22 protein-coding genes are annotated in these 19634 nt (G+C 58.5%); 21 read left to right on the top strand and 1 reads right to left on the bottom strand.

Going from position 1 to position 19634, the window contains the following annotated elements; translation table 11 throughout:
* The first annotated feature begins 33 nt into the window (after positions 1-33).
* The 3 genes from secD to FQ187_RS05610 all read left to right on the top strand — a co-directional run bounded on the left by secD (position 34) and on the right by FQ187_RS05610 (position 3495).
* A complete protein-coding gene (secD, locus tag FQ187_RS05620) occupies positions 34-1902 on the top strand; it encodes a protein translocase subunit SecD (protein ID WP_149628725.1) in 1869 nt (622 codons plus the stop codon).
* A 9-nt stretch (positions 1903-1911) separates the two neighbouring features.
* Positions 1912-2826 carry a protein translocase subunit SecF gene (gene secF / locus FQ187_RS05615; RefSeq protein ID WP_149628724.1) on the top strand — a complete coding sequence of 305 codons (915 nt, stop codon included), beginning with the start codon at positions 1912-1914 and terminating at the stop codon, positions 2824-2826.
* A gap of 120 nt (positions 2827-2946) precedes the next feature.
* On the top strand, positions 2947-3495 hold the full coding sequence (locus FQ187_RS05610; RefSeq protein ID WP_129438199.1) for a glycine zipper 2TM domain-containing protein: 549 nt from the start codon (positions 2947-2949) through the stop codon (positions 3493-3495).
* 64 nt (positions 3496-3559) lie between these two features.
* On the opposite strand, the gene suhB is transcribed toward FQ187_RS05610, so the two are convergent.
* A complete protein-coding gene (gene suhB, locus FQ187_RS05605) occupies positions 3560-4375 on the bottom strand; it encodes an inositol-phosphate phosphatase (protein ID WP_008147729.1) in 816 nt (271 codons plus the stop codon).
* A 146-nt stretch (positions 4376-4521) separates the two neighbouring features.
* Here suhB and trmJ point away from each other — a divergent pair, with 146 nt between their 5' ends.
* The 18 genes from trmJ to bamB all read left to right on the top strand — a co-directional run bounded on the left by trmJ (position 4522) and on the right by bamB (position 19570).
* Positions 4522-5292, top strand: coding sequence for a tRNA (cytosine(32)/uridine(32)-2'-O)-methyltransferase TrmJ (gene trmJ, locus FQ187_RS05600; protein WP_149628723.1), 771 nt, complete (start codon positions 4522-4524; stop codon positions 5290-5292).
* Positions 5293-5294: 2 nt separating this feature from the next.
* Positions 5295-6071 carry a serine O-acetyltransferase gene (gene cysE, locus FQ187_RS05595; RefSeq protein ID WP_149628722.1) on the top strand — a complete coding sequence of 259 codons (777 nt, stop codon included), beginning with the start codon at positions 5295-5297 and terminating at the stop codon, positions 6069-6071.
* A gap of 169 nt (positions 6072-6240) precedes the next feature.
* Complete coding sequence (gene iscR, locus FQ187_RS05590) at positions 6241-6732, top strand: Fe-S cluster assembly transcriptional regulator IscR (protein WP_008042436.1); 492 nt, start codon at positions 6241-6243, stop codon at positions 6730-6732.
* 50 nt (positions 6733-6782) lie between these two features.
* Positions 6783-7997 carry an IscS subfamily cysteine desulfurase gene (locus FQ187_RS05585; RefSeq protein ID WP_074873944.1) on the top strand — a complete coding sequence of 405 codons (1215 nt, stop codon included), beginning with the start codon at positions 6783-6785 and terminating at the stop codon, positions 7995-7997.
* Positions 7998-8080: 83 nt separating this feature from the next.
* On the top strand, positions 8081-8467 hold the full coding sequence (gene iscU / locus FQ187_RS05580; RefSeq protein ID WP_003443374.1) for a Fe-S cluster assembly scaffold IscU: 387 nt from the start codon (positions 8081-8083) through the stop codon (positions 8465-8467).
* 34 nt (positions 8468-8501) lie between these two features.
* On the top strand, positions 8502-8825 hold the full coding sequence (gene iscA, locus FQ187_RS05575) for an iron-sulfur cluster assembly protein IscA (protein WP_007903589.1): 324 nt from the start codon (positions 8502-8504) through the stop codon (positions 8823-8825).
* Positions 8826-8833: 8 nt separating this feature from the next.
* On the top strand, positions 8834-9355 hold the full coding sequence (gene hscB / locus FQ187_RS05570; protein WP_008070981.1) for a co-chaperone HscB: 522 nt from the start codon (positions 8834-8836) through the stop codon (positions 9353-9355).
* 51 nt (positions 9356-9406) lie between these two features.
* Positions 9407-11269 (top strand): Fe-S protein assembly chaperone HscA, encoded by a 1863-nt coding sequence (gene hscA / locus FQ187_RS05565; RefSeq protein ID WP_149628721.1) that lies wholly within the window; start codon positions 9407-9409, stop codon positions 11267-11269.
* A 2-nt stretch (positions 11270-11271) separates the two neighbouring features.
* Positions 11272-11613 carry an ISC system 2Fe-2S type ferredoxin gene (gene fdx / locus FQ187_RS05560; protein ID WP_033061467.1) on the top strand — a complete coding sequence of 114 codons (342 nt, stop codon included), beginning with the start codon at positions 11272-11274 and terminating at the stop codon, positions 11611-11613.
* A gap of 14 nt (positions 11614-11627) precedes the next feature.
* A complete protein-coding gene (gene iscX, locus FQ187_RS05555) occupies positions 11628-11828 on the top strand; it encodes a Fe-S cluster assembly protein IscX (RefSeq protein WP_008147746.1) in 201 nt (66 codons plus the stop codon).
* 92 nt (positions 11829-11920) lie between these two features.
* Positions 11921-12346 carry a nucleoside-diphosphate kinase gene (ndk, locus tag FQ187_RS05550; RefSeq protein WP_007916882.1) on the top strand — a complete coding sequence of 142 codons (426 nt, stop codon included), beginning with the start codon at positions 11921-11923 and terminating at the stop codon, positions 12344-12346.
* Between the two features lie 28 nt (positions 12347-12374).
* On the top strand, positions 12375-13523 hold the full coding sequence (rlmN, locus tag FQ187_RS05545; protein WP_149628720.1) for a 23S rRNA (adenine(2503)-C(2))-methyltransferase RlmN: 1149 nt from the start codon (positions 12375-12377) through the stop codon (positions 13521-13523).
* 12 nt (positions 13524-13535) lie between these two features.
* The gene (gene pilW / locus FQ187_RS05540; RefSeq protein WP_111450278.1) at positions 13536-14294 is read left to right on the top strand and encodes a type IV pilus biogenesis/stability protein PilW; all 759 of its coding nucleotides are present in this window, start codon (positions 13536-13538) and stop codon (positions 14292-14294) included.
* On the top strand, positions 14294-15319 hold the full coding sequence (locus FQ187_RS05535; RefSeq protein ID WP_149628719.1) for a RodZ family helix-turn-helix domain-containing protein: 1026 nt from the start codon (positions 14294-14296) through the stop codon (positions 15317-15319). The genes pilW and FQ187_RS05535 overlap by 1 nt, the downstream gene beginning before the upstream one ends.
* Positions 15320-15321: 2 nt before the next feature.
* Positions 15322-16431 (top strand): flavodoxin-dependent (E)-4-hydroxy-3-methylbut-2-enyl-diphosphate synthase, encoded by a 1110-nt coding sequence (ispG, locus tag FQ187_RS05530; RefSeq protein WP_030129849.1) that lies wholly within the window; start codon positions 15322-15324, stop codon positions 16429-16431.
* A 23-nt stretch (positions 16432-16454) separates the two neighbouring features.
* Entirely contained in the window at positions 16455-17744 is a 1290-nt protein-coding gene (gene hisS / locus FQ187_RS05525; protein ID WP_149628718.1) for a histidine--tRNA ligase, read from the top strand.
* Positions 17745-17784: 40 nt separating this feature from the next.
* Complete coding sequence (locus FQ187_RS05520; protein ID WP_149628717.1) at positions 17785-18426, top strand: tetratricopeptide repeat protein; 642 nt, start codon at positions 17785-17787, stop codon at positions 18424-18426.
* Positions 18419-19570 (top strand): outer membrane protein assembly factor BamB, encoded by a 1152-nt coding sequence (gene bamB, locus FQ187_RS05515; RefSeq protein WP_149628716.1) that lies wholly within the window; start codon positions 18419-18421, stop codon positions 19568-19570. Before FQ187_RS05520 ends, bamB begins: the two co-directional genes overlap by 8 nt.
* Positions 19571-19634 lie beyond the last annotated feature (64 nt).

Below are 19634 nucleotides of genomic sequence, written 5' to 3'. Positions count from 1 at the left end.
GCAAGGCGCCCCGCGTCATAAGCGGGCGGCGTGATGCTGAACAAATACCCTCTGTGGAAATACATTCTGATCCTGGCGGTGCTGGCGGTCGGTCTGATTTATTCCGCTCCCAATCTATATCCTGATGACCCGGCCATTCAGGTCAGCGGTGCAAGCACTGCGCTGTTGGTCAATCAGGCTGATCTGGATCGTGTGAGCACAGCGCTCAAGGAATCCGGGATCAACGTCAAGGCTGCTACCCTGGCAGCAAACGGCAAGGGCGGCCTGATTCGTCTGACCAAGGCTGAAGATCAGCTACCTGCCAAGGACGTCGTACGCAAGGCATTGGGTGATGACTACGTCGTTGCACTGAACCTGGCACAAACCACCCCGCAATGGCTGCGTAGCCTGGCCGCGCACCCGATGAAGCTGGGTCTGGACTTGTCCGGTGGTGTGCACTTCCTGCTGGAAGTGGACATGGATAAAGCCCTCGACGCCCGCTTGAAAGTCTACGAAGGCGACGTCAAGAGCCTGTTGCGTAAAGAGAAACTGCGCTATCGCAGCCTGCCGCAACTCAACGGTGCCATTCAGCTGGGCTTCACTGATGAAGCAACCCGCGAACAAGCCCGTGCGCTGGTCCGCAAGAGCTTCAACGATTTCGACATTGTTCCGGCCGACCTCAATGGCCAACCGGTACTGCGTCTGGCGATGACCCCGGCCAAGCTGGCGGAAATCCGCGAATACTCCATCAAGCAGAACTTGACCACGGTACGTAACCGCGTCAACGAGCTGGGTGTTGCCGAACCAATCGTTCAGCGTCAGGGCGCCAACCGCATCGTGGTTGAGCTGCCGGGCGTGCAGGACACCGCCGAAGCCAAGCGTATCCTCGGCAAGACGGCCAACCTTGAGTTTCGTCTGGCTGCTGAGCCGGGTGCTTCGAAAGCCTCTTCCGAGACCTTCGAGTTCCGTGAAGGCAAGCGTCCGCCTGCTCAGATTGAGCGTGGCCTGATCATCACTGGCGACCAGGTGACTGACGCCAAGGCTGGCTTCGGCGAGCACGGCACGCCAGAAGTGAACATCCGTCTGGATGGCCATGGTGGTGAGCTGATGAGTCGTGCGACTCGCAGCAACGTCGGTCGCAGCATGGCAGTGATCTTTATCGAGCAACGTCCGGTGACCACTTACGTCAAGCAAGTGGTCAATGGCGTCGAGAAAGACGTGCCGGTCCAGACGTTCAAGGAAGAGAAAAAGATCATCAGCCTGGCGACCATTCAGTCGCCGCTGGGTGCTCAGTTCCGCATCACTGGCCTGAACGGCCAGGGCGAGTCGTCCGAACTGGCGCTGCTGCTGCGTGCCGGTGGTCTGGCTGCACCGATGTACTTCGCGGAGGAGCGCACCATTGGCCCAAGCCTGGGTGCCGACAACATCATCAAAGGTATCGATGCATCGCTGTGGGGCATGCTGTTTGTCTCGCTGTTTATCATGGCCATCTACCGCTTCTTCGGCATCATCGCCACCGTCGCTCTGGCGGTGAACATGGTGCTGCTGCTGGCACTGATGTCGCTGCTGGGTGCAACGCTGACCCTGCCGGGTATCGCCGGTATCGTGTTGACCATGGGTATGGCCGTCGACGCCAACGTTCTGATCTTCTCGCGGATACGTGAAGAGATCGCGGCGGGCATGACCGTACAACGGGCAATCAACGAAGGCTTCGGCCGGGCATTCACCGCGATTCTCGACGCCAACCTGACAACCTTGTTGGTCGGCGGGATTCTCTTTGCGATGGGCACCGGCCCGGTCAAAGGTTTCGCAGTGACCATGTCCCTCGGGATCTTTACCTCGATGTTCACGGCCATCATGGTGACCCGCGCGATGGTCAACCTGATCTTCGGCGGTCGTGACTTCAAGAAGTTGTGGATTTAAGGGGCTGCCATGTTACGTACAATCAACTTCATGGGCGTTCGCAACGTTGCGTTCGGCGTCACATTGTTCCTTACCGCACTGGCGTTGTTCAGTGTTGCCACCAAGGGCATGAACTGGGGGCTGGACTTCACCGGTGGTACGCTCATCGAGCTGACCTACGAGCGTCCGGCCGACGTCACCAAGGTGCGTGAGCAGCTGGTCACTTCGGGTTATCACGAGGCCATCGTGCAGAGCTTCGGTGCAACCACCGATTTGCTGGTGCGTATGCCGGGTGAAGACCCGCAGCTAGGTCATCAAGTTGCAGAAGCGCTGCTGAAGGTCGGCGGCGACAACCCGGCGACGGTCAAGCGCGTCGAATTCGTCGGCCCTCAGGTCGGTGAAGAGCTGCGCGACCAAGGCGGCCTCGGCATGCTGATGGCGCTGGGTGGCATCCTGATCTACCTGGCTTTCCGCTTTCAGTGGAAGTTTGCGGTCGGTGCGATCGTTTCGCTGATCCACGACGTGATCGTGACCATCGGTATCCTGTCGTTCTTCCAGATCACCTTCGATCTGACGGTGTTGGCGGCGGTACTGGCGATCATTGGTTACTCGCTCAACGACACCATCGTGGTATTCGATCGGGTTCGTGAGAACTTCCGCGTACTGCGCAAGGCGACCCTGATCGAGAACATCAACATCTCGACCACGCAAACCCTGCTGCGGACCATGGCGACCTCGATCTCCACCTTGCTGGCGATCTCAGCCCTGTTGTTCTTTGGTGGCGACAACCTGTTCGGCTTCTCCATTGCCCTGTTTATTGGTGTGTTGGCGGGTACCTACTCGTCGATCTACATCGCCAACGTCGTGCTGATCTGGCTGAACCTGAGCACCGAGGATCTGATTCCTGCAGTGGCTACCGATAAGGAAGTCGACGACCGCCCATAACGGCTATCGTTTTCCAGCTGTCGGCCGAAAAGGCGCGAGTATTGAACTCGCGCCTTTTTTTATGCTCCAAGGCTGGGAGAAGCGCGGGCTTGTCCCGTATGTGATGGTCAGGAGGTTCATGTGAACAAGTCGTTGCTGGTTGGTGCGGTATTGGGTGCTGTCGGCGTAACTGCTGGGGGTGCTGTTGCCACCTACAAGCTGGTTAAAAGCGGCCCTGAATATGCGCAAGTTCTAGCCGTTGAACCGGTCAAGACACAAATCAAGACGCCACGTGAAGTGTGCAAGGATGTAGCGGTTACCCGGCAGGCGCCGGTGAAAGATCAACACCAGATCGCCGGTACGGTGGTCGGTGCGCTGGCTGGTGGTCTGTTGGGTAATCAGATCGGCGGCGGTACTGGCAAGAAGATCGCCACAGTGGCCGGTGCGGTCGGCGGCGGTTATGCGGGTAACAAGGTGCAAGAAGGCATGCAGGAGCGTGACACCTACACCACGACCCAAACTCGCTGCAATACGGTGAATGACATCAGCGACAAGGTCGTAGGGTATGACGTCCGTTATTCGCTGGATGGCAAGGAAGGCAAAGTCCGGATGGATCGCGATCCGGGCAACCAGATTCCGGTCGACAAGGAAGGCAAGCTGATCCTGGGGCGGAATGAGCCGGCTCAGTAAATAGATGAAATTCAGATTCAAAAAAAAAAGCACCCCGAAGGGTGCTTTTTTTGTGGCTGCTCGCTTAGCGTTTCAGCGAAGCCGGCAGGTGCGGCTGGATGGCCGTCAGTACTGCTTTGAAGCATTTGGTGTTACCGGCAACGACGTGGCCTTTCTCAAGGAAGTCGTGACCGCCGGTGAAGTCGCTCACCAGGCCGCCTGCTTCCTGAATCAGCAGTGCGCCTGCAGCCATGTCCCATTCGGACAGGCCCGACTCCCAGAATGCGTCGAAACGGCCGGCCGCTACGTAAGCCAGGTCCAGGCTCGCCGAGCCAGCGCGGCGGATGCCGGCAGTTTGGCCAACCAGGGCGCGGAACATGCCCAGGTAGTTGTCGAGGTTGTCCATCTGGTCATCGCGGAACGGGAAGCCGGTACCCAGCAGGGCGCCGTCCAGGCTGGTACGGCCGCTGACGCGCAGACGACGACCGTTCAGTTGAGCGCCGCGACCACGGCTGGCGGTGAATTCTTCCTGGCGAACCGGGTCCAGAACAACTGCGTGTTCCAGGCGGCCGCGGTATTTGCAGGCGATGCTGACGGCGAAGTGAGGAATGCCGCGCAGGAAGTTGGTGGTGCCGTCCAGTGGATCGATGATCCACAGGTATTCTTCGCCTTCGCCGCTACCTGGGTGCATGCCGGTTTCTTCGCCGAGAATGCCGTGGGTAGGGTAGGCCTTTCGCAGCGCGTCGATGATTTTCTGTTCGGCGGCGCGATCCACCTCGGATACGTAATCCTTGGCGTCTTTTTCGTCGACCTTGATGGTATCCAGGCGCTCGATGGAGCGGAAGATCAATTCACTGGCGCTGCGGGCGGCGCGCAGCGCGATATTCAGCATGGGCTGCATGGATGTGTCACCTAAGGTTGTTAAAGAAAGCCGGGCATTCTATCAGAAAGTTTCTACAGGTGAAGGTCAGTGTTCGCTTTCATAGCTTAACGGTAGGTTGAGCTGTAAGATTCTGCTCCCCATTAATGTGTTCGAGAGCGCCTACCTTGCTGCATAACATTCGTGTCGTCCTGGTCAATACCAGCCATCCCGGTAACATCGGCGGGGCTGCGCGTGCCATGAAGAACATGGGCCTGTCGCGGCTGGTGCTGGTTGAACCGCGGTTGTTCCCGCACCACGAGGCTGATGCTCGTGCCTCCGGCGCCGGGGACATCCTTGAAAACGCGCAAGTCGTCGCCACCTTGGAAGATGCCTTGGTCGGCTGCAATCTGGTGCTCGGCACCAGCGCTCGCGACCGGCGCATTCCCTGGCCGTTGCTCGATCCCCGCGAGTGCGGCGTGAAAGTGGTCGAGGAAGCCGGGCAGGGCGCCGAGATTGCCTTGGTGTTTGGTCGTGAAGATTCCGGCCTGACCAATGAAGAACTGCAGCGATGTCATTATCACGTGCACATCCCCTCAGACCCTGAGTTCAGCTCGCTGAACCTTGGGGCGGCGGTGCAGGTGTTGAGTTATGAAGTGCGCATGTCCTGGCTCGCGGCCCAAGGTCAGCCGAGCAAGATCGAGAAGGATGAAGTGGCGTCCACCAAAAGTGGTGAGCTGGCGACCATGGATGAGCTGGAGCGATTCTACGAGCATCTGGAGCAAACCCTGGTGGCCATTGAATTCCTCGATCCAGAAAAGCCACGGCACTTGATGGCGCGCCTGCGCCGGTTGTACGGACGCAGCTCGGTCAGCCGGGCGGAAATGAATATATTGCGTGGCATCCTCACGGAAACCCAGAAAGCGGCCCGTGGCGAGCTTCTTAAGCGGAAGGATTAAAAATGTTCGAGCGTTTGCGTGAAGATATCCAGAGTGTTTTCCATCGTGATCCGGCAGCGCGCAACGCCTTTGAAGTTCTGACGTGCTACCCGGGTATGCATGCCATCTGGATCCACCGTCTGTCGTCGGCCCTGTGGGGTATGGGCTGGAAGTGGCTGGCGCGACTGGTGTCGAACTTCGGTCGGTGGTTGACCGGGATCGAGATTCATCCGGGTGCCAAGGTAGGTCGTCGCTTCTTTATCGACCATGGCATGGGCATCGTCATCGGTGAAACCGCTGAGATCGGCAATGACGTCACCCTTTATCAGGGCGTGACCCTGGGTGGCACCAGCTGGAACAAGGGCAAGCGTCACCCGACGCTTGAAGATGGCGTGGTGGTCGGGGCGGGGGCCAAGGTGCTTGGCCCGTTCACGGTCGGCGCCGGCGCCAAGGTCGGTTCCAATGCCGTGGTCACCAAGGCGGTTCCGCCGGGTGCGACGGTGGTCGGCATTCCGGGGCGGATCATCGTCAAGTCTGACGATGAGCAAGATGCCAAGCGCAAGGCCATGGCCGAGAAGATCGGCTTTGATGCCTATGGGGTCGGCGAAGACATGCCTGATCCGGTGGCTCGCGCCATTGGTCAACTGCTCGATCACCTGCAGGCGGTCGATGGTCGTCTGGAAGGGATGTGCGGTGCGCTCAAGGATCTGGGCAGTAACTATTGCGCCAAGGATCTGCCTGAGTTGCGCGAAGAGGATTTCGCCTGCGTGAAGGATAAAGATGAAAGCAAGGCCAGCTAATTCCGGGCTGGCCCCTTCGCAAGCAATTGCTGGCTGTTCGCGGCCAGCCTTTGCTATGATGCGCCCGCTCTTTTGCGGGTAATCCTGACTAAAGTACTAGGTCTTATAGTTGACTTAAATACTCGGGAATTGCATACTCGCCCCATTCCGAACTCCGTGGTAATTGTCCATGCGACTGACTACAAAAGGCCGATACGCCGTGACTGCCATGCTTGACCTGGCGTTGCACGCGCAGCACGGGCCGGTGTCCCTGGCCGATATCTCCGAGCGCCAAGGCATCTCCCTGTCCTACCTCGAACAGCTCTTCGCCAAATTGCGCCGCAGCAATCTGGTGTCCAGTGTTCGTGGCCCAGGCGGTGGCTACCAGCTGTCCCGCGACATGCAGGGCATCCAGGTCGCTCAGGTGATCGATGCGGTTAACGAATCGGTCGATGCCACCAAATGCCAGGGCCAGGGCGATTGCCATCAAGGCGACACCTGTCTGACCCACCACTTGTGGTGCGATCTGAGCCTGCAGATTCACGAATTTCTCAGCGGTATCAGCTTGGCTGACCTTGTCACTCGCCGTGAGGTACAAGAAGTAGCCCAGCGTCAGGACCAGCGTCGTTGCAACAGCAAGACGCCGCGCCTGGACAAGATTGAAGCGTCCGCCGTCGAATGACAGCCAAAGAGCTAGCGGCACGCCAGCCAGCCTGATTTAGGAGATAGTCCATGAAATTGCCGATTTACCTTGATTACTCTGCGACCACCCCGGTTGATCCGCGTGTAGCGCAAAAAATGAGTGAATGCCTGCTGGTCGACGGAAACTTCGGTAACCCGGCGTCCCGTTCTCACGTGTTCGGCTGGAAAGCTGAAGAGTCCGTCGAAAACGCTCGTCGTCAGGTCGCTGACCTGGTCAACGCCGACCCGCGTGAAATCGTCTGGACCTCCGGTGCCACCGAGTCCGACAACCTGGCAATCAAGGGTGCGGCGCATTTCTATGCCACCAAAGGCAAACACCTGATCACCACCAAGATTGAGCACAAGGCTGTCCTCGACACCATGCGCCAACTGGAGCGTGAAGGCTTCGAAGTCACTTACATCGAGCCTCGCACTGATGGTCTGGTCACCCCAGAGATGATCGAAGCTGCCCTGCGCGACGACACCATCCTGGTTTCGGTCATGCACGTGAACAACGAAATAGGCACCATCAACGACATCGCAGCCATCGGCGAACTGACCCGTTCCAAGGGCATCCTGTTCCACGTCGACGCTGCTCAGTCCACCGGCAAGGTCGATATCGACCTGTCGAAGCTGAAAGTCGACATGATGTCGTTCTCTGCCCACAAAACCTACGGCCCTAAAGGCATCGGCGCACTGTACGTGAGCCGCAAGCCGCGTGTTCGCATCGAAGCGACCATGCACGGCGGCGGTCACGAACGTGGCATGCGTTCAGGCACCCTGGCGACCCACCAGATCGTCGGCATGGGCGAAGCCTTCCGCGTAGCCAAGGAAGACATGGTTGCCGAGAACATCCGCATCAAAGCCTTGAGCGACCGCTTCTTCAAACAGGTCGAAGGCCTGGAAGAGCTGTACATCAACGGCAGCATGACCGCCCGTGTTCCGCACAACCTGAACCTGAGCTTCAACTACGTTGAAGGCGAGTCGCTGATCATGGCGCTCAAGGATCTGGCGGTTTCGTCCGGTTCGGCCTGCACCTCGGCTTCCCTTGAGCCTTCGTACGTACTGCGCGCCCTGGGCCGCAACGACGAACTGGCACACAGCTCGATTCGCTTCACCTTCGGCCGTTTCACCACCGAAGAAGAAATCGACTACGCCGCGCAGAAAGTCTGCGAGGCCGTTACCAAGCTGCGCACTCTGTCGCCGCTGTGGGATATGTACAAAGACGGTGTCGACATTTCGAAAATCGAGTGGGCGGCACACTGATTTCAAGTCGCCGCAAACCGGCCCTGTAAACGCAGGTTTTCAGGGCTCAAGAGCGACTCTCTGATGAGTGAGGATTAAGAATCATGGCTTACAGCGAAAAGGTCATCGACCACTACGAGAACCCGCGCAACGTCGGCAAGATGGACGCGGAAGACCCTGATGTCGGCACCGGCATGGTCGGCGCACCGGCGTGCGGCGACGTGATGCGTCTGCAGATCAAGGTCAACGAGCAAGGCATCATCGAAGACGCCAAGTTCAAGACCTACGGTTGCGGTTCGGCTATCGCCTCCAGCTCCCTGGCGACCGAGTGGATGAAAGGCAAGACTCTGGATGAAGCAGAGACCATCAAAAACACTCAGCTGGCTGAAGAACTGGCTCTGCCGCCAGTAAAAATTCACTGCTCCGTACTTGCTGAAGACGCTATCAAAGCGGCCGTTCGCGACTACAAGCAGAAGAAAGGCTTGATCTGACTTTCAAGTTTTGGCGACGAGTAAGGAGTCACCGATGGCTATCAGCATGACAGAAGCGGCTGCTCAACACGTGCGACGCTCCCTCAACGGGCGCGGCAAAGGTGAAGGGATTCGTCTGGGTGTTCGCACCACAGGCTGTTCCGGCCTTGCCTACGTGCTGGAGTTTGTCGACGAGGTGGTTGCAGAGGATCAGGTGTTCGAAAGTCACGGCGAGAAAGTGATCATCGACCCGAAAAGCCTGGCCTACCTGGACGGCACTGAACTCGATTTCGTCAAGGAAGGGTTGAACGAAGGCTTCAAGTTCAACAATCCCAACGTGCGCGGTGAATGTGGCTGCGGCGAAAGCTTCAACATCTGAGGCTGCGCGTGGGTACTCCTTGTCATTTCGCTTTATTTGAGCTGAAACCGAGCTTCCGTCTGGATCTCGATCAGTTGGCCACGCGCTACCGTGAGTTGGCGCGCGGTGTTCATCCGGACCGCTTTGCAGACGCTTCCGAGCGCGAGCAGCGGCTGGCGCTAGAGCAATCCGCGAGCCTCAACGAGGCCTACCAGACGCTCAAAAGTCCCCCAAAGCGCGCGCGTTACTTGCTCGCCATGGGCGGTCGCGAGCTGCCGCTGGAGGTCACGGTGCATGATCCGGAGTTTCTTCTGCAGCAGATGGAGCTGCGTGAAGAGCTCGAAGACCTGCAAGACAGCGCCGACCTGGCGGGTGTTGCAGTGTTCAAGCGTCGCCTGAAGACTGCGCAGGATGAACTGAACGAAAGCTTCGCAGCCTGTTGGGATGATGCAGCGCAACGTGAACAGGCCGAACGCCTGATGCGGCGCATGCAGTTCCTCGACAAGCTCACCTACGAAGTGCGCCAGTTAGAAGAGCGCCTCGACGATTAACCCAGTGCCGCTCCGGTCGCACGCCTGATATACAGATAAGTCCTGATAACGATGGCCCTACTGCAGATCGCCGAACCCGGCCAAAGTCCTCAACCGCACCAGCGTCGTCTGGCTGTGGGGATCGACTTGGGCACTACCAATTCGCTGGTCGCTGCATTGCGCAGTGGTCTTTCCGAACCTCTGGCTGACGCTGACGGGCAAGTCATCCTGCCGTCTGCCGTGCGCTACCACGCCGATCGTGTCGAGGTCGGCGAGTCGGCCAAACTGGCTGCCGCCACCGACCCTTTGAACACCGTGCTGTCGGTCAAGCGCTTGATGGGTCGTGGTCTGTCCGACGTCAAGCAATTGGGCGATCAACTGCCGTACCGCTTCGTCGGCGGCGAATCGCACATGCCGTTCATCGACACCGTTCAGGGTCCGAAAAGCCCGGTCGAAGTCTCTGCCGATATTCTCAAGGTGCTGCGTCAGCGCGCCGAAGCGACATTGGGCGGTGAGTTGGTGGGGGCGGTGATTACCGTTCCGGCCTATTTCGACGATGCTCAGCGTCAAGCCACCAAGGATGCGGCCAAACTGGCCGGTCTTAATGTGCTGCGTCTGCTCAATGAGCCGACCGCGGCAGCTGTGGCTTACGGTCTGGATCAACACGCTGAAGGCCTGGTCGCTATTTATGACCTGGGTGGTGGCACCTTCGATATTTCGATTCTGCGTCTGACCGGCGGTGTGTTTGAGGTTTTGGCTACCGGCGGCGACAGCGCGCTGGGCGGCGATGACTTCGACCATGCAATCGCTGGCTGGATCATCGAGAGCGCCGGTCTGTCCGCCGACCTCGATCCGGGTGCGCAACGCCATCTGCTGCAAACCGCTTGTGCGGCCAAAGAAGCCCTGACCAATACCTCGACCGTTGAAGTCGCTTATGGCGACTGGAAAGCCGCGCTGCCCCGTGAAGCCTTCAATGCGCTGATCGAGCCGATGGTTGCCCGCAGCCTGAAAGCCTGTCGCCGCGCTGTGCGTGATTCCGGCATCGAGCTGGACGAAGTGCACGCGGTGGTCATGGTGGGCGGTTCGACACGCGTGCCTCGCGTCCGCGAAGCCGTCGCTGAAGCCTTCGGTCGCGAACCGTTGACCGAAATCGATCCGGATCAAGTGGTGGCTATCGGTGCCGCGATCCAGGCCGATACCCTGGCTGGCAACAAGCGTGATGGCGATGAGTTGCTGTTGCTTGACGTGATTCCGTTGTCCCTGGGGCTGGAAACCATGGGCGGACTGATGGAGAAGGTGATTCCACGCAACACCACCATCCCTGTCGCCCGTGCTCAGGACTTCACGACTTATAAAGATGGCCAGTCGGCCATGGCGATCCACGTATTGCAGGGCGAGCGCGAGCTGATCAGCGACTGCCGCTCCTTGGCACGCTTCGAATTGCGCGGCATTCCGGCGATGGTGGCCGGTGCGGCGAAGATTCGCGTGACCTTCCAGGTCGATGCCGACGGTCTGCTCAGTGTTTCTGCCCGCGAGCTGGGCTCGGGCATTGAGGCCAGCATCCAGGTCAAGCCGTCCTACGGTCTGACGGATGGCGAAATCGCCAAGATGCTCAAGGACTCGTTCCAGCACGCCAACGACGACAAGGTCGCTCGAGTGTTGCGTGAGCAGCAGGTCGATGCCCAGCGCCTGATCGAAGCGGTGCAGGGCGCCCTCGATGTCGATGGCGAGCGATTGCTCGACGCCGAAGAGCGCATGGTCATCGAATTGCAGATGCAGGAACTGACCGAACTGATGAAAGGTACTGATGGTTATGCCATCGAGCAGCAGACCAAGCGTCTGTCGCAAGTGACCGACGCCTTTGCTGCCCGCCGCCTGGACTCGACGGTGAAAGCCGCGCTGGCGGGGCGCAACCTGAATGAGATTGAGGAATAACGATGCCGCAGGTCATTTTTCTGCCACACGAGAAGTTCTGCCCGGAAGGTATGGTTGTGGAGGCTGAGCCTGGCACATCCATTCTCGAACTGGCCCACGAACACCATATCGAGATGGAAAGCGCCTGTGGCGGCGTCTGCGCCTGCACCACCTGTCATTGCATCATTCGTGAAGGCTTTGACTCGCTGGAAGAGGCGGACGAACTGGAAGAAGACTTTCTGGATCGTGCCTGGGGTCTGGAGGCGCAATCGCGTCTAGGCTGTCAGGCGATCGTCGGGAATGAAGACCTGACTGTCGAAATTCCGAAATACTCGGTCAACCATGCGGCTGAAGCGCCGCACTGATTCAAGGAACTGAAATGAGTCTGAAATGGGTTGATGTGCTGGAAATCGCGATCCAGCTGGCTGAATCCAAGCCGGATGTGGATCCGCGTTATGTGAACTTCGTCGATCTGCACAAATGGGTGCTGGCATTGCCGGAGTTCAGTGATGATCCGACCCGCGGTGGCGAGAAGGTGCTTGAAGCCATTCAGGCCGCCTGGATCGAAGAAGCAGACTGAGTCTGCGCCGTATGCAGTTAGGCAATACCAAAGAACCCGCGTATAATTCGCGGGTTTAATTTTTCGCAAATTACCGTTTCTGGAGTTACACCATGGCTGTTCAACGTACTTTCTCCATCATCAAGCCTGACGCTGTTGCAAAAAACGTTATCGGCGAGATCACCACTCGTTTCGAAAAAGCTGGCCTGCGCGTTGTAGCTTCGAAACTGAAGCAACTGTCCAAAGCTGAAGCTGAAGGCTTCTACGCTGAGCACAGCGCTCGTGGTTTCTTCGGCGACCTGGTTGCTTTCATGATCTCCGGTCCGGTTGTCGTTCAGGTTCTGGAAGGCGAAAACGCTATCGCTCTGAACCGTGAGCTGATGGGCGCTACCAACCCTAAAGAAGCTGCTGCCGGTACCATCCGCGCTGACTTCGCTGATTCGATCGACGCCAACGCTGTACACGGTTCGGACTCCGAAGCCGCTGCTGCTCGCGAAATCTCGTACTTCTTCGCAGCTACTGAAGTAACCACTCGCTAAGCATTGGCTTAAGAGTGAAGGTGAATCCATGACTACATCGACTGTAAAAACCAACCTGCTGGGTCTGACTCAGCTGGAAATGGAAAAATTCTTCGACTCAATCGGGGAGAAGCGTTTCCGTGCCGGTCAGGTAATGAAATGGATTCACCACCTTGGCGTCGATGATTTCGACGCCATGACGAACGTCAGCAAGGCCTTGCGCGACAAGCTCAAGGTTATTGCCGAGGTTCGCGGTCCTGAAGTTGTCAGCGAGGACATCTCCACCGACGGCACCCGCAAGTGGGTGGTGCGCGTGGCGTCCGGTAGCTGCGTCGAGACCGTGTACATTCCCCAGGGCAAACGCGGCACTTTGTGCGTTTCGTCCCAGGCAGGCTGTGCCCTGGATTGCAGTTTCTGCTCCACCGGCAAGCAAGGATTCAACAGCAACCTCACTGCCGCCGAAGTCATCGGCCAGGTGTGGATTGCCAATAAATCGTTCGGCAGCATCCCGGCGACCGCCGACCGTGCCATCACCAACGTGGTGATGATGGGCATGGGTGAGCCGCTGCTGAACTTCGACAACGTCGTGGCCGCGATGCATCTGATGATGGATGACCTGGGCTACGGGATCTCCAAGCGCCGCGTAACCCTGTCTACATCGGGTGTGGTGCCGATGATCGATGAGCTGTCCAAGCACATCGACGTCTCCCTGGCGTTGTCCCTGCACGCACCGAACGACGCATTGCGTAACCAATTGGTGCCGATCAACAAGAAGTATCCGCTTAAGATGCTTCTCGAGTCGTGTCAGCGCTACATGTCGTCCCTGGGCGAGAAGCGCGTGCTGACCATTGAGTACACCTTGCTCAAGGACATCAACGACAAGGTCGAACACGCGGTCGAAATGATCGAGTTGCTCAAGAACATCCCGTGCAAGATCAACCTGATTCCGTTCAACCCGTTCCCGCATTCCGGTTACGAGCGCCCGAGTAACAACGCGATTCGGCGTTTCCAGGATCAGCTTCACCATGCCGGCTTCAATGTCACCGTACGCACCACCCGCGGTGAAGACATCGATGCCGCGTGTGGCCAATTGGTAGGACAGGTGCTGGATCGCACCCGTCGCAGCGAACGTTATATCGCAGTGCGCGAGTTAAGCGTCGAAAACGATATCGCACAGAACGCTGCGAACAATAATTAAGAGAGGATCTCTATGTCCCTGCGCTTCGCGCTGCTTTTGCTGTTGGCCAGCTTGTGTGCTGGTTGTGTCCTGTCGGGCGATTTCAACCCGATGAAGACCAGCAAGGGCCGCGATGAAGCGCGCGTTGCCTATGTACAGCTGGGCTTGGGGTACTTGCAGCAGGGCATGACCGAACGGGCGAAAGTACCGTTGAAGAAAGCGCTGGATCTGGATGACTCGGATCCGGATGCCAACGCTGCGCTGGGTCTGGTATTTCAGGCCGAGATGGAGCCGGAGCTGGCGGATCAGCATTTTCGCAAGGCGCTGTCTTCCCGCCCCAACGATGCGCGAATCCTGAACAACTACGGCAGTTTTCTTTTCGAAGAGAAACGGTACAAAGAAGCTTACGAGCGCTTCGAACAGGCCGCCGCCGATACCTTGTATCCTGAGCGTTCGCGGGTGTTCGAGAACCTCGGAATGACCGCTTCGAAGCTGGGGCAGCGTGATCTGGCCCAGCAGCAGCTGGAAAAAGCCCTGCGTTTGAATCGCCAACAGCCACGTGCATTGCTGGAAATGGCTGAGTTGTCCTTCGAAGACAGGCATTATGTGCCCGCGCGTGACTATTACGATCGTTTTAGCCTGCTCACCGAGCAAAATGCACGTAGTCTATTGCTCGGCGTTCGGCTGGCAAAAGTGTTTGAAGATCGCGACAAGGCCGCCAGTTTTGGCCTGCAACTAAAACGACTCTATCCCGGTACGCCGGAATATCAGCAATACCTGTCGGAGCAATGATGAAAGCGGCGCATCCCGAAGTTGTAGCAGCGAATCGCGTTAATCCCGGTGAAACTTTACGCCAGGCCCGCGAAAGCAATGGCTGGTCGCTGGCCGAAGTGGCCCTCAAGCTCAACCTCACCGTCAATTCCCTGAGCAATCTGGAAGCCGGCGCTTTCGACAAGCTGCCTGGGCATACCTTTGCTCGCGGTTATATTCGCGCCTACGCGAAATTGCTCGGCATGGATCAAACCGTACTGGTCCAACAGTTCGACCAATCCACCGGCACCGACTCCCAGGGCAGCAACGTTCATAGCTTGGGACGTATCGAAGAGCCTGTTCGGGTTTCCCACACCATTTTGCGAATTGTCAGCCTGCTGTTGCTGTTCGCAGTGATTGGTGGTGGTTTTGTCTGGTGGCAGGATCAAACCTCATTGCGCACCAAAGACCTGACTAGCCTGAGCCCGGAACACGTTGAAGTCGAAGGCGCTGACGGCACCACCCAGATCCATCCGCTGGACGAGCCGGAAGACCAGGCCGTCGCGGAAGGTCAGGCTGAAGGCTCGACGTCGCTGGCGTTGCCACAAGCCGAAAATTCCTCTGAAGCACCGGCCGCAGCTGAAGCGACCGCGCCTCCGACTGCACCTGCTGCGCCAGCGCCCGTTGCACCGACGCACAGCATCGCTCCGGTTGTCGCGACTCTGACCACGCCATCCCCGACTGCTCCTGTTGTATCAGCCCCGCCTGCGAGCGCCTCGGTTACTCCGACCATTCCCGCTCCAGCAGCGGCTGCTCCAGTTGCCGGCCAGGGTCAGGTTCAACTGCAATTCACTGCTGATTGCTGGACGCAAGTGACCGATGGCAGCGGTAAAGTGCTGTTGAGCGGTCTCAAGCGTAAAGGCGAAAACGTTTCCGTGAGCGGCAAGCCACCTTTCTCCGTGCGTCTGGGCTTCGCCCGTGGCGCGCAGGTCAGCTACAACGGACAGGTGGTTGATGTCGCTCTGTTCACCAGTGGCGAGACTGCTCGCCTGAAGTTGGGTCAATAGTCATGCACGGCGAATCTCCAATCAAACGTCGCGAATCCCGCAAGATCTGGGTCGGTAACGTGCCCGTTGGCGGCGATGCGCCTATCGCTGTGCAGAGCATGACCAACAGCGACACCAACGACGTAGCCGCCACCGTGGCCCAGATCAATCGTCTGGAAGCGGCTGGCGTCGATATCGTACGAATTTCCGTGCCCGACATGGATGCCGCTGAAGCTTTCGGCAAGATCAAGCAACTGGTCAAGGTGCCGTTGGTTGCCGACATCCACTTCGACTACAAGATCGCTCTGCGCGTAGCCGAACTGGGCGTTGACTGCCTGCGAATCAACCCGGGCAACATCGGTCGCGAAGACCGCGTGCGTGCGGTAGTCGATGCCGCCCGTGATCGCGGGATTCCGATCCGCATCGGCGTGAACGCCGGCTCCCTGGAAAAAGACCTGCAAAAAAAATACGGCGAACCGACCCCGGCTGCGCTGGTCGAGTCTGCCCTGCGTCACGTCGAGCACCTTGAACGTCTGAACTTCCAGGACTTCAAGGTCAGTGTGAAAGCTTCTGATGTGTTCATGGCCGTCGCCGCTTACCGCTTGCTTGCCAAGGAAATCGTTCAGCCGCTGCACCTGGGCATCACCGAAGCCGGTGGTTTGCGTTCAGGCACGGTGAAATCCGCCGTAGGCCTCGGTATGCTGCTCGCCGAAGGGATTGGCGATACTATTCGCATCTCGTTGGCGGCCGACCCGGTCGAGGAAGTGAAAGTCGGCTACGACATTCTCAAATCCCTGCATCTGCGATCCCGTGGCATCAACTTCATCGCCTGCCCGAGTTGCTCGCGGCAGAACTTCGATGTGGTCAAAACCATGAACGAGCTGGAAGGGCGCCTCGAAGACCTGCTGGTGCCGCTGGATGTCGCGGTCATCGGTTGTGTGGTCAACGGGCCGGGCGAAGCCAAGGAAGCCCATATCGGCTTGACCGGCGGTACGCCAAACCTGATTTACATCGACGGCAAGCCGGCACAGAAACTGACGAATGACAATCTGGTGGATGAGCTTGAACGCTTGATCCGCCAGAAAGCGGCCGAAAAGGTCGAAGCCGACGCAGCAGTAATCGCTCGCGGCTGATCGAACGAATTTAAGGATTTATAGTGAGCAAGTCTCTGCAAGCCATACGTGGCATGAACGACATCCTGCCCGAGCAGACTCCCCTGTGGCGTCATTTCGAGGGCACTGTCTCGCGTTTGCTGGATAACTACGGTTACAAGCAGATCCGCATGCCGATCGTCGAGTTCACCGAGCTGTTCAAACGCTCGATCGGTGAAGTGACCGACATCGTCGAGAAAGAGATGTACACCTTCGACGACCGCAACGGCGACTCCCTGACCCTGCGCCCCGAAGGCACAGCGGCCTGCGTGCGTGCGGTGCTCGAGCACGGCATCACTGGCGGTGGCCAGGTGCAGAAACTCTGGTACATCGGCCCGATGTTCCGCCACGAACGTCCGCAGAAAGGCCGTTATCGTCAGTTCCACCAGATCGGTTGCGAAGTTTTCAACCTCGACGGTCCGGACATCGATGCCGAGCTGATCGTACTGACCTGGCGCCTGTGGGGCGAGCTGGGCATTCGTTCTGCGGTCAAGCTCGAACTCAACAGCCTGGGCACTGCCGAGTCCCGCGGTCGTTATCGCGAAGCGCTGGTCGAGTTCCTTTCGGCCCGCCTGGACAAGCTGGACGAAGACAGCCAGCGCCGTCTGAAGACCAACCCGCTGCGGGTTCTTGATACCAAGAACGCCGACACTCAAGCGGTCCTGGTCGACGCGCCGAAAATGGCCGACTACCTCGACGAAGAATCCCGCGTGCACTTCGAGGGCCTCAAGGCTCGCCTGGACGCCGCCGGCATTCCTTACGTGATCAACCCGAAGCTGGTTCGCGGGTTGGATTACTACAGCAAGACCGTTTTCGAATGGGTCACCGACCAGTTGGGCGCCCAGGGCACAGTGTGTGCCGGTGGTCGTTACGATGGTCTGGTGGAACAGATGGGCGGCAAGCCGACCTCTGGCGTTGGTTTCGCCATGGGCATCGAGCGCCTGGTGCTGTTGCTTGAAACCCTGGAGCAGATCCCGGAAGAGATTTCCCGTCAGGTTGACGTCTACCTCTGCGCCTTCGGTGAAGCCGCCGAGCTGGCCGGTCTTGCCCTGAGTGAACGTGTTCGTGATCAATTGCCCAACCTGCGCCTGCAAGTGAATGCCGGCGCCGGCAGCTTCAAAAGCCAATTCAAGAAAGCCGACAAGAGCGGTGCGTTGTACGCGCTGATCCTCGGTGACGACGAAATGGCCCAGCAAGTGGTAGGTTTCAAACCCCTGCGTGGCCAGGGCGAACAACAAAGTATTGCCTGGGATGCGCTTGCTGCGCACCTGGCCACCTGCGTCGTGCAGGGTTGAAGCTGTCAAACAGCCGATTTAGCGATTAAGGAGTATTGGGGTGTCGAGTACCGAAGACGAACATCTGGCGGATTTGAAGGACTGGTGGACACGCAACGGCAAGCCCCTGGTCACTGGCGGCCTGTTGGCACTGGTCATCGTGTTCGGCTGGCAGGCCTTTCACAAGTATCAGAGCAATCAGTCGCAAGGCGCCTCGATGCTCTATCAGCAACTGCTGGAAACCACGCTGACGCCAGACGGCAAACCTGATGCCGCCCGTGTTGCAGACCTGGCCGGCAAGCTCAACAGCGAGTTCGGCGGTAGCGCTTACGCGCAGTACGGCAGCCTGTTTGTGGCAAAAGTTGCGGTCGACAGCGGCAAGCTGGATGACGCAGCCAGCGAGCTGAAAGCGATTATCGCCAAACCGGCCAACCCGGCGCTGGGCGAAATTGCTCGTCAGCGTCTGGCGCAGGTGCTGGCCGCGCAGAACAAGGCCGATGAAGCCCTGAAACTGCTCGAAGGCGATGCCGATAAAGCATTCCTGGCCACTCGCGAAGAACTCAAAGGCGACCTGCTGGTGCAGTTGGGTCGTACCGACGAAGCGAACACGGCGTATCAAAAAGCCAAGGCGGCACTGTCGGATGAAGCGGCAGTGGGTGGCCTACAAATCAAGCTGGACGACCTGGCCAAAGGGGATGCGTGACGTGATTCGTTGGAAACATGCAGCATTGCTGGCTCTGGCCATATTGGCCGCGGGTTGCAGCAGCAACAGCAAAAAAGAACTGCCACCGGCCGAGTTGATCGACTTCAAAGAAGAAGTGGTTCTGCACAAGCAGTGGAGTCGTTCGATCGGTGACGGTCAGGGCGAATCGTATAACATGCTGGTTCCGGCAATCGATGGCGATACCATCTATGCCGCCGACGTCACCGGTGTGGTGATGGCGATGGATCGCAGCAATGGCGACGTCAAATGGAAGAAAGATCTCGAACTGCCTGTTTCCGGCGCTGTCGGCGTCAGTTACGGTCTGCTCCTGATCGGTACGATCAAGGGTGAAATCGTTGCCCTGGACGCCATCAACGGTGAAGAGAAATGGCGCGCTCGCGTGTCCAGTGAAGTCCTCGCACCGCCGGCCAACAACGGTGATGTCGTTGTAGTTCAGACTCAGGATGACCGCCTGATCGGTCTGGATGCCGCTACCGGCACCCAGCGCTGGTTGTATGACAGTACTCCGGCGGTATTGACCCTGCGCGGCACCAGTGCGCCGATCGTCACCAACCGCCTCGCGGTGGCTGGCCTGTCGACCGGTAAAGTGGTCGCTCTCGATATTTCCAACGGCGTGCCGGTGTGGGAACAACGTGTAGCGATTCCACAAGGTCGTTCGGAACTGGAGCGCGTTGTCGATATCGACGGCGGCCTGCTGCTGTCCGGCGGTACGCTGTATGTCGCCAGCTATCAGGGTCGCGTTGCGGCACTGGATCTGGAAAGCGGTCGTCAGCTCTGGCAGCGTGATGCTTCCAGCTATGCCGGTGTCGCCCAGGGTTTTGGCAGCGTCTACGTGAGCCTGTCTTCGGGCACCGTTGAAGGCGTCGACGAACGTTCCACCACAGCCTTGTGGAGCAACGATTCGCTGGCCCGTCGTCAACTGTCGGCTCCGGAAGTGTTCTCCAGCTATGTTGCAGTCGGTGATATGGAAGGTTACCTGCATCTGCTGAGCCAGGTGGACGGTCGTTTCGTCGGCCGCGAGCGCATCGACAGCGACGGCCTGCGTGCCCGTCCGCTGGTGGTGGGTGACACGATTTATGTGTATGGCAACAGTGGCAAACTGGAAGCCCTGACCATTAAGTAAAGGTTTGACTATGCTTGGGGTTAGTTCCCCAAGCGGCCCCGTTTTGCGGGGCTCGCAGCGCTTA

It is taken from the genome of Pseudomonas sp. ANT_J28 (assembly GCF_008370005.1).
Taxonomy (GTDB): Bacteria; Pseudomonadota; Gammaproteobacteria; order Pseudomonadales; family Pseudomonadaceae; genus Aquipseudomonas; species Aquipseudomonas frigoris.
The sequence above is the reverse complement of the archived record's forward strand: the minus strand, read 5'-3'. Positions and strand labels throughout refer to the sequence as shown.

Coding starts and splice junctions, on each gene's coding strand:
- secD (WP_149628725.1), top strand. CDS start 34: ATGCTGAACAAATACCCTCTGTGGAAATACATTCTGATCCTGGCGGTG.
- secF (WP_149628724.1), top strand. CDS start 1,912: ATGTTACGTACAATCAACTTCATGGGCGTTCGCAACGTTGCGTTCGGC.
- suhB (WP_008147729.1), bottom strand. CDS start 4,375: ATGCAGCCCATGCTGAATATCGCGCTGCGCGCCGCCCGCAGCGCCAGT.
- cysE (WP_149628722.1), top strand. CDS start 5,295: ATGTTCGAGCGTTTGCGTGAAGATATCCAGAGTGTTTTCCATCGTGAT.
- iscR (WP_008042436.1), top strand. CDS start 6,241: ATGCGACTGACTACAAAAGGCCGATACGCCGTGACTGCCATGCTTGAC.
- FQ187_RS05585 (WP_074873944.1), top strand. CDS start 6,783: ATGAAATTGCCGATTTACCTTGATTACTCTGCGACCACCCCGGTTGAT.
- iscU (WP_003443374.1), top strand. CDS start 8,081: ATGGCTTACAGCGAAAAGGTCATCGACCACTACGAGAACCCGCGCAAC.
- iscA (WP_007903589.1), top strand. CDS start 8,502: ATGGCTATCAGCATGACAGAAGCGGCTGCTCAACACGTGCGACGCTCC.
- hscA (WP_149628721.1), top strand. CDS start 9,407: ATGGCCCTACTGCAGATCGCCGAACCCGGCCAAAGTCCTCAACCGCAC.
- fdx (WP_033061467.1), top strand. CDS start 11,272: ATGCCGCAGGTCATTTTTCTGCCACACGAGAAGTTCTGCCCGGAAGGT.
- iscX (WP_008147746.1), top strand. CDS start 11,628: ATGAGTCTGAAATGGGTTGATGTGCTGGAAATCGCGATCCAGCTGGCT.
- ndk (WP_007916882.1), top strand. CDS start 11,921: ATGGCTGTTCAACGTACTTTCTCCATCATCAAGCCTGACGCTGTTGCA.
- rlmN (WP_149628720.1), top strand. CDS start 12,375: ATGACTACATCGACTGTAAAAACCAACCTGCTGGGTCTGACTCAGCTG.
- pilW (WP_111450278.1), top strand. CDS start 13,536: ATGTCCCTGCGCTTCGCGCTGCTTTTGCTGTTGGCCAGCTTGTGTGCT.
- FQ187_RS05535 (WP_149628719.1), top strand. CDS start 14,294: ATGAAAGCGGCGCATCCCGAAGTTGTAGCAGCGAATCGCGTTAATCCC.
- ispG (WP_030129849.1), top strand. CDS start 15,322: ATGCACGGCGAATCTCCAATCAAACGTCGCGAATCCCGCAAGATCTGG.
- bamB (WP_149628716.1), top strand. CDS start 18,419: ATGCGTGACGTGATTCGTTGGAAACATGCAGCATTGCTGGCTCTGGCC.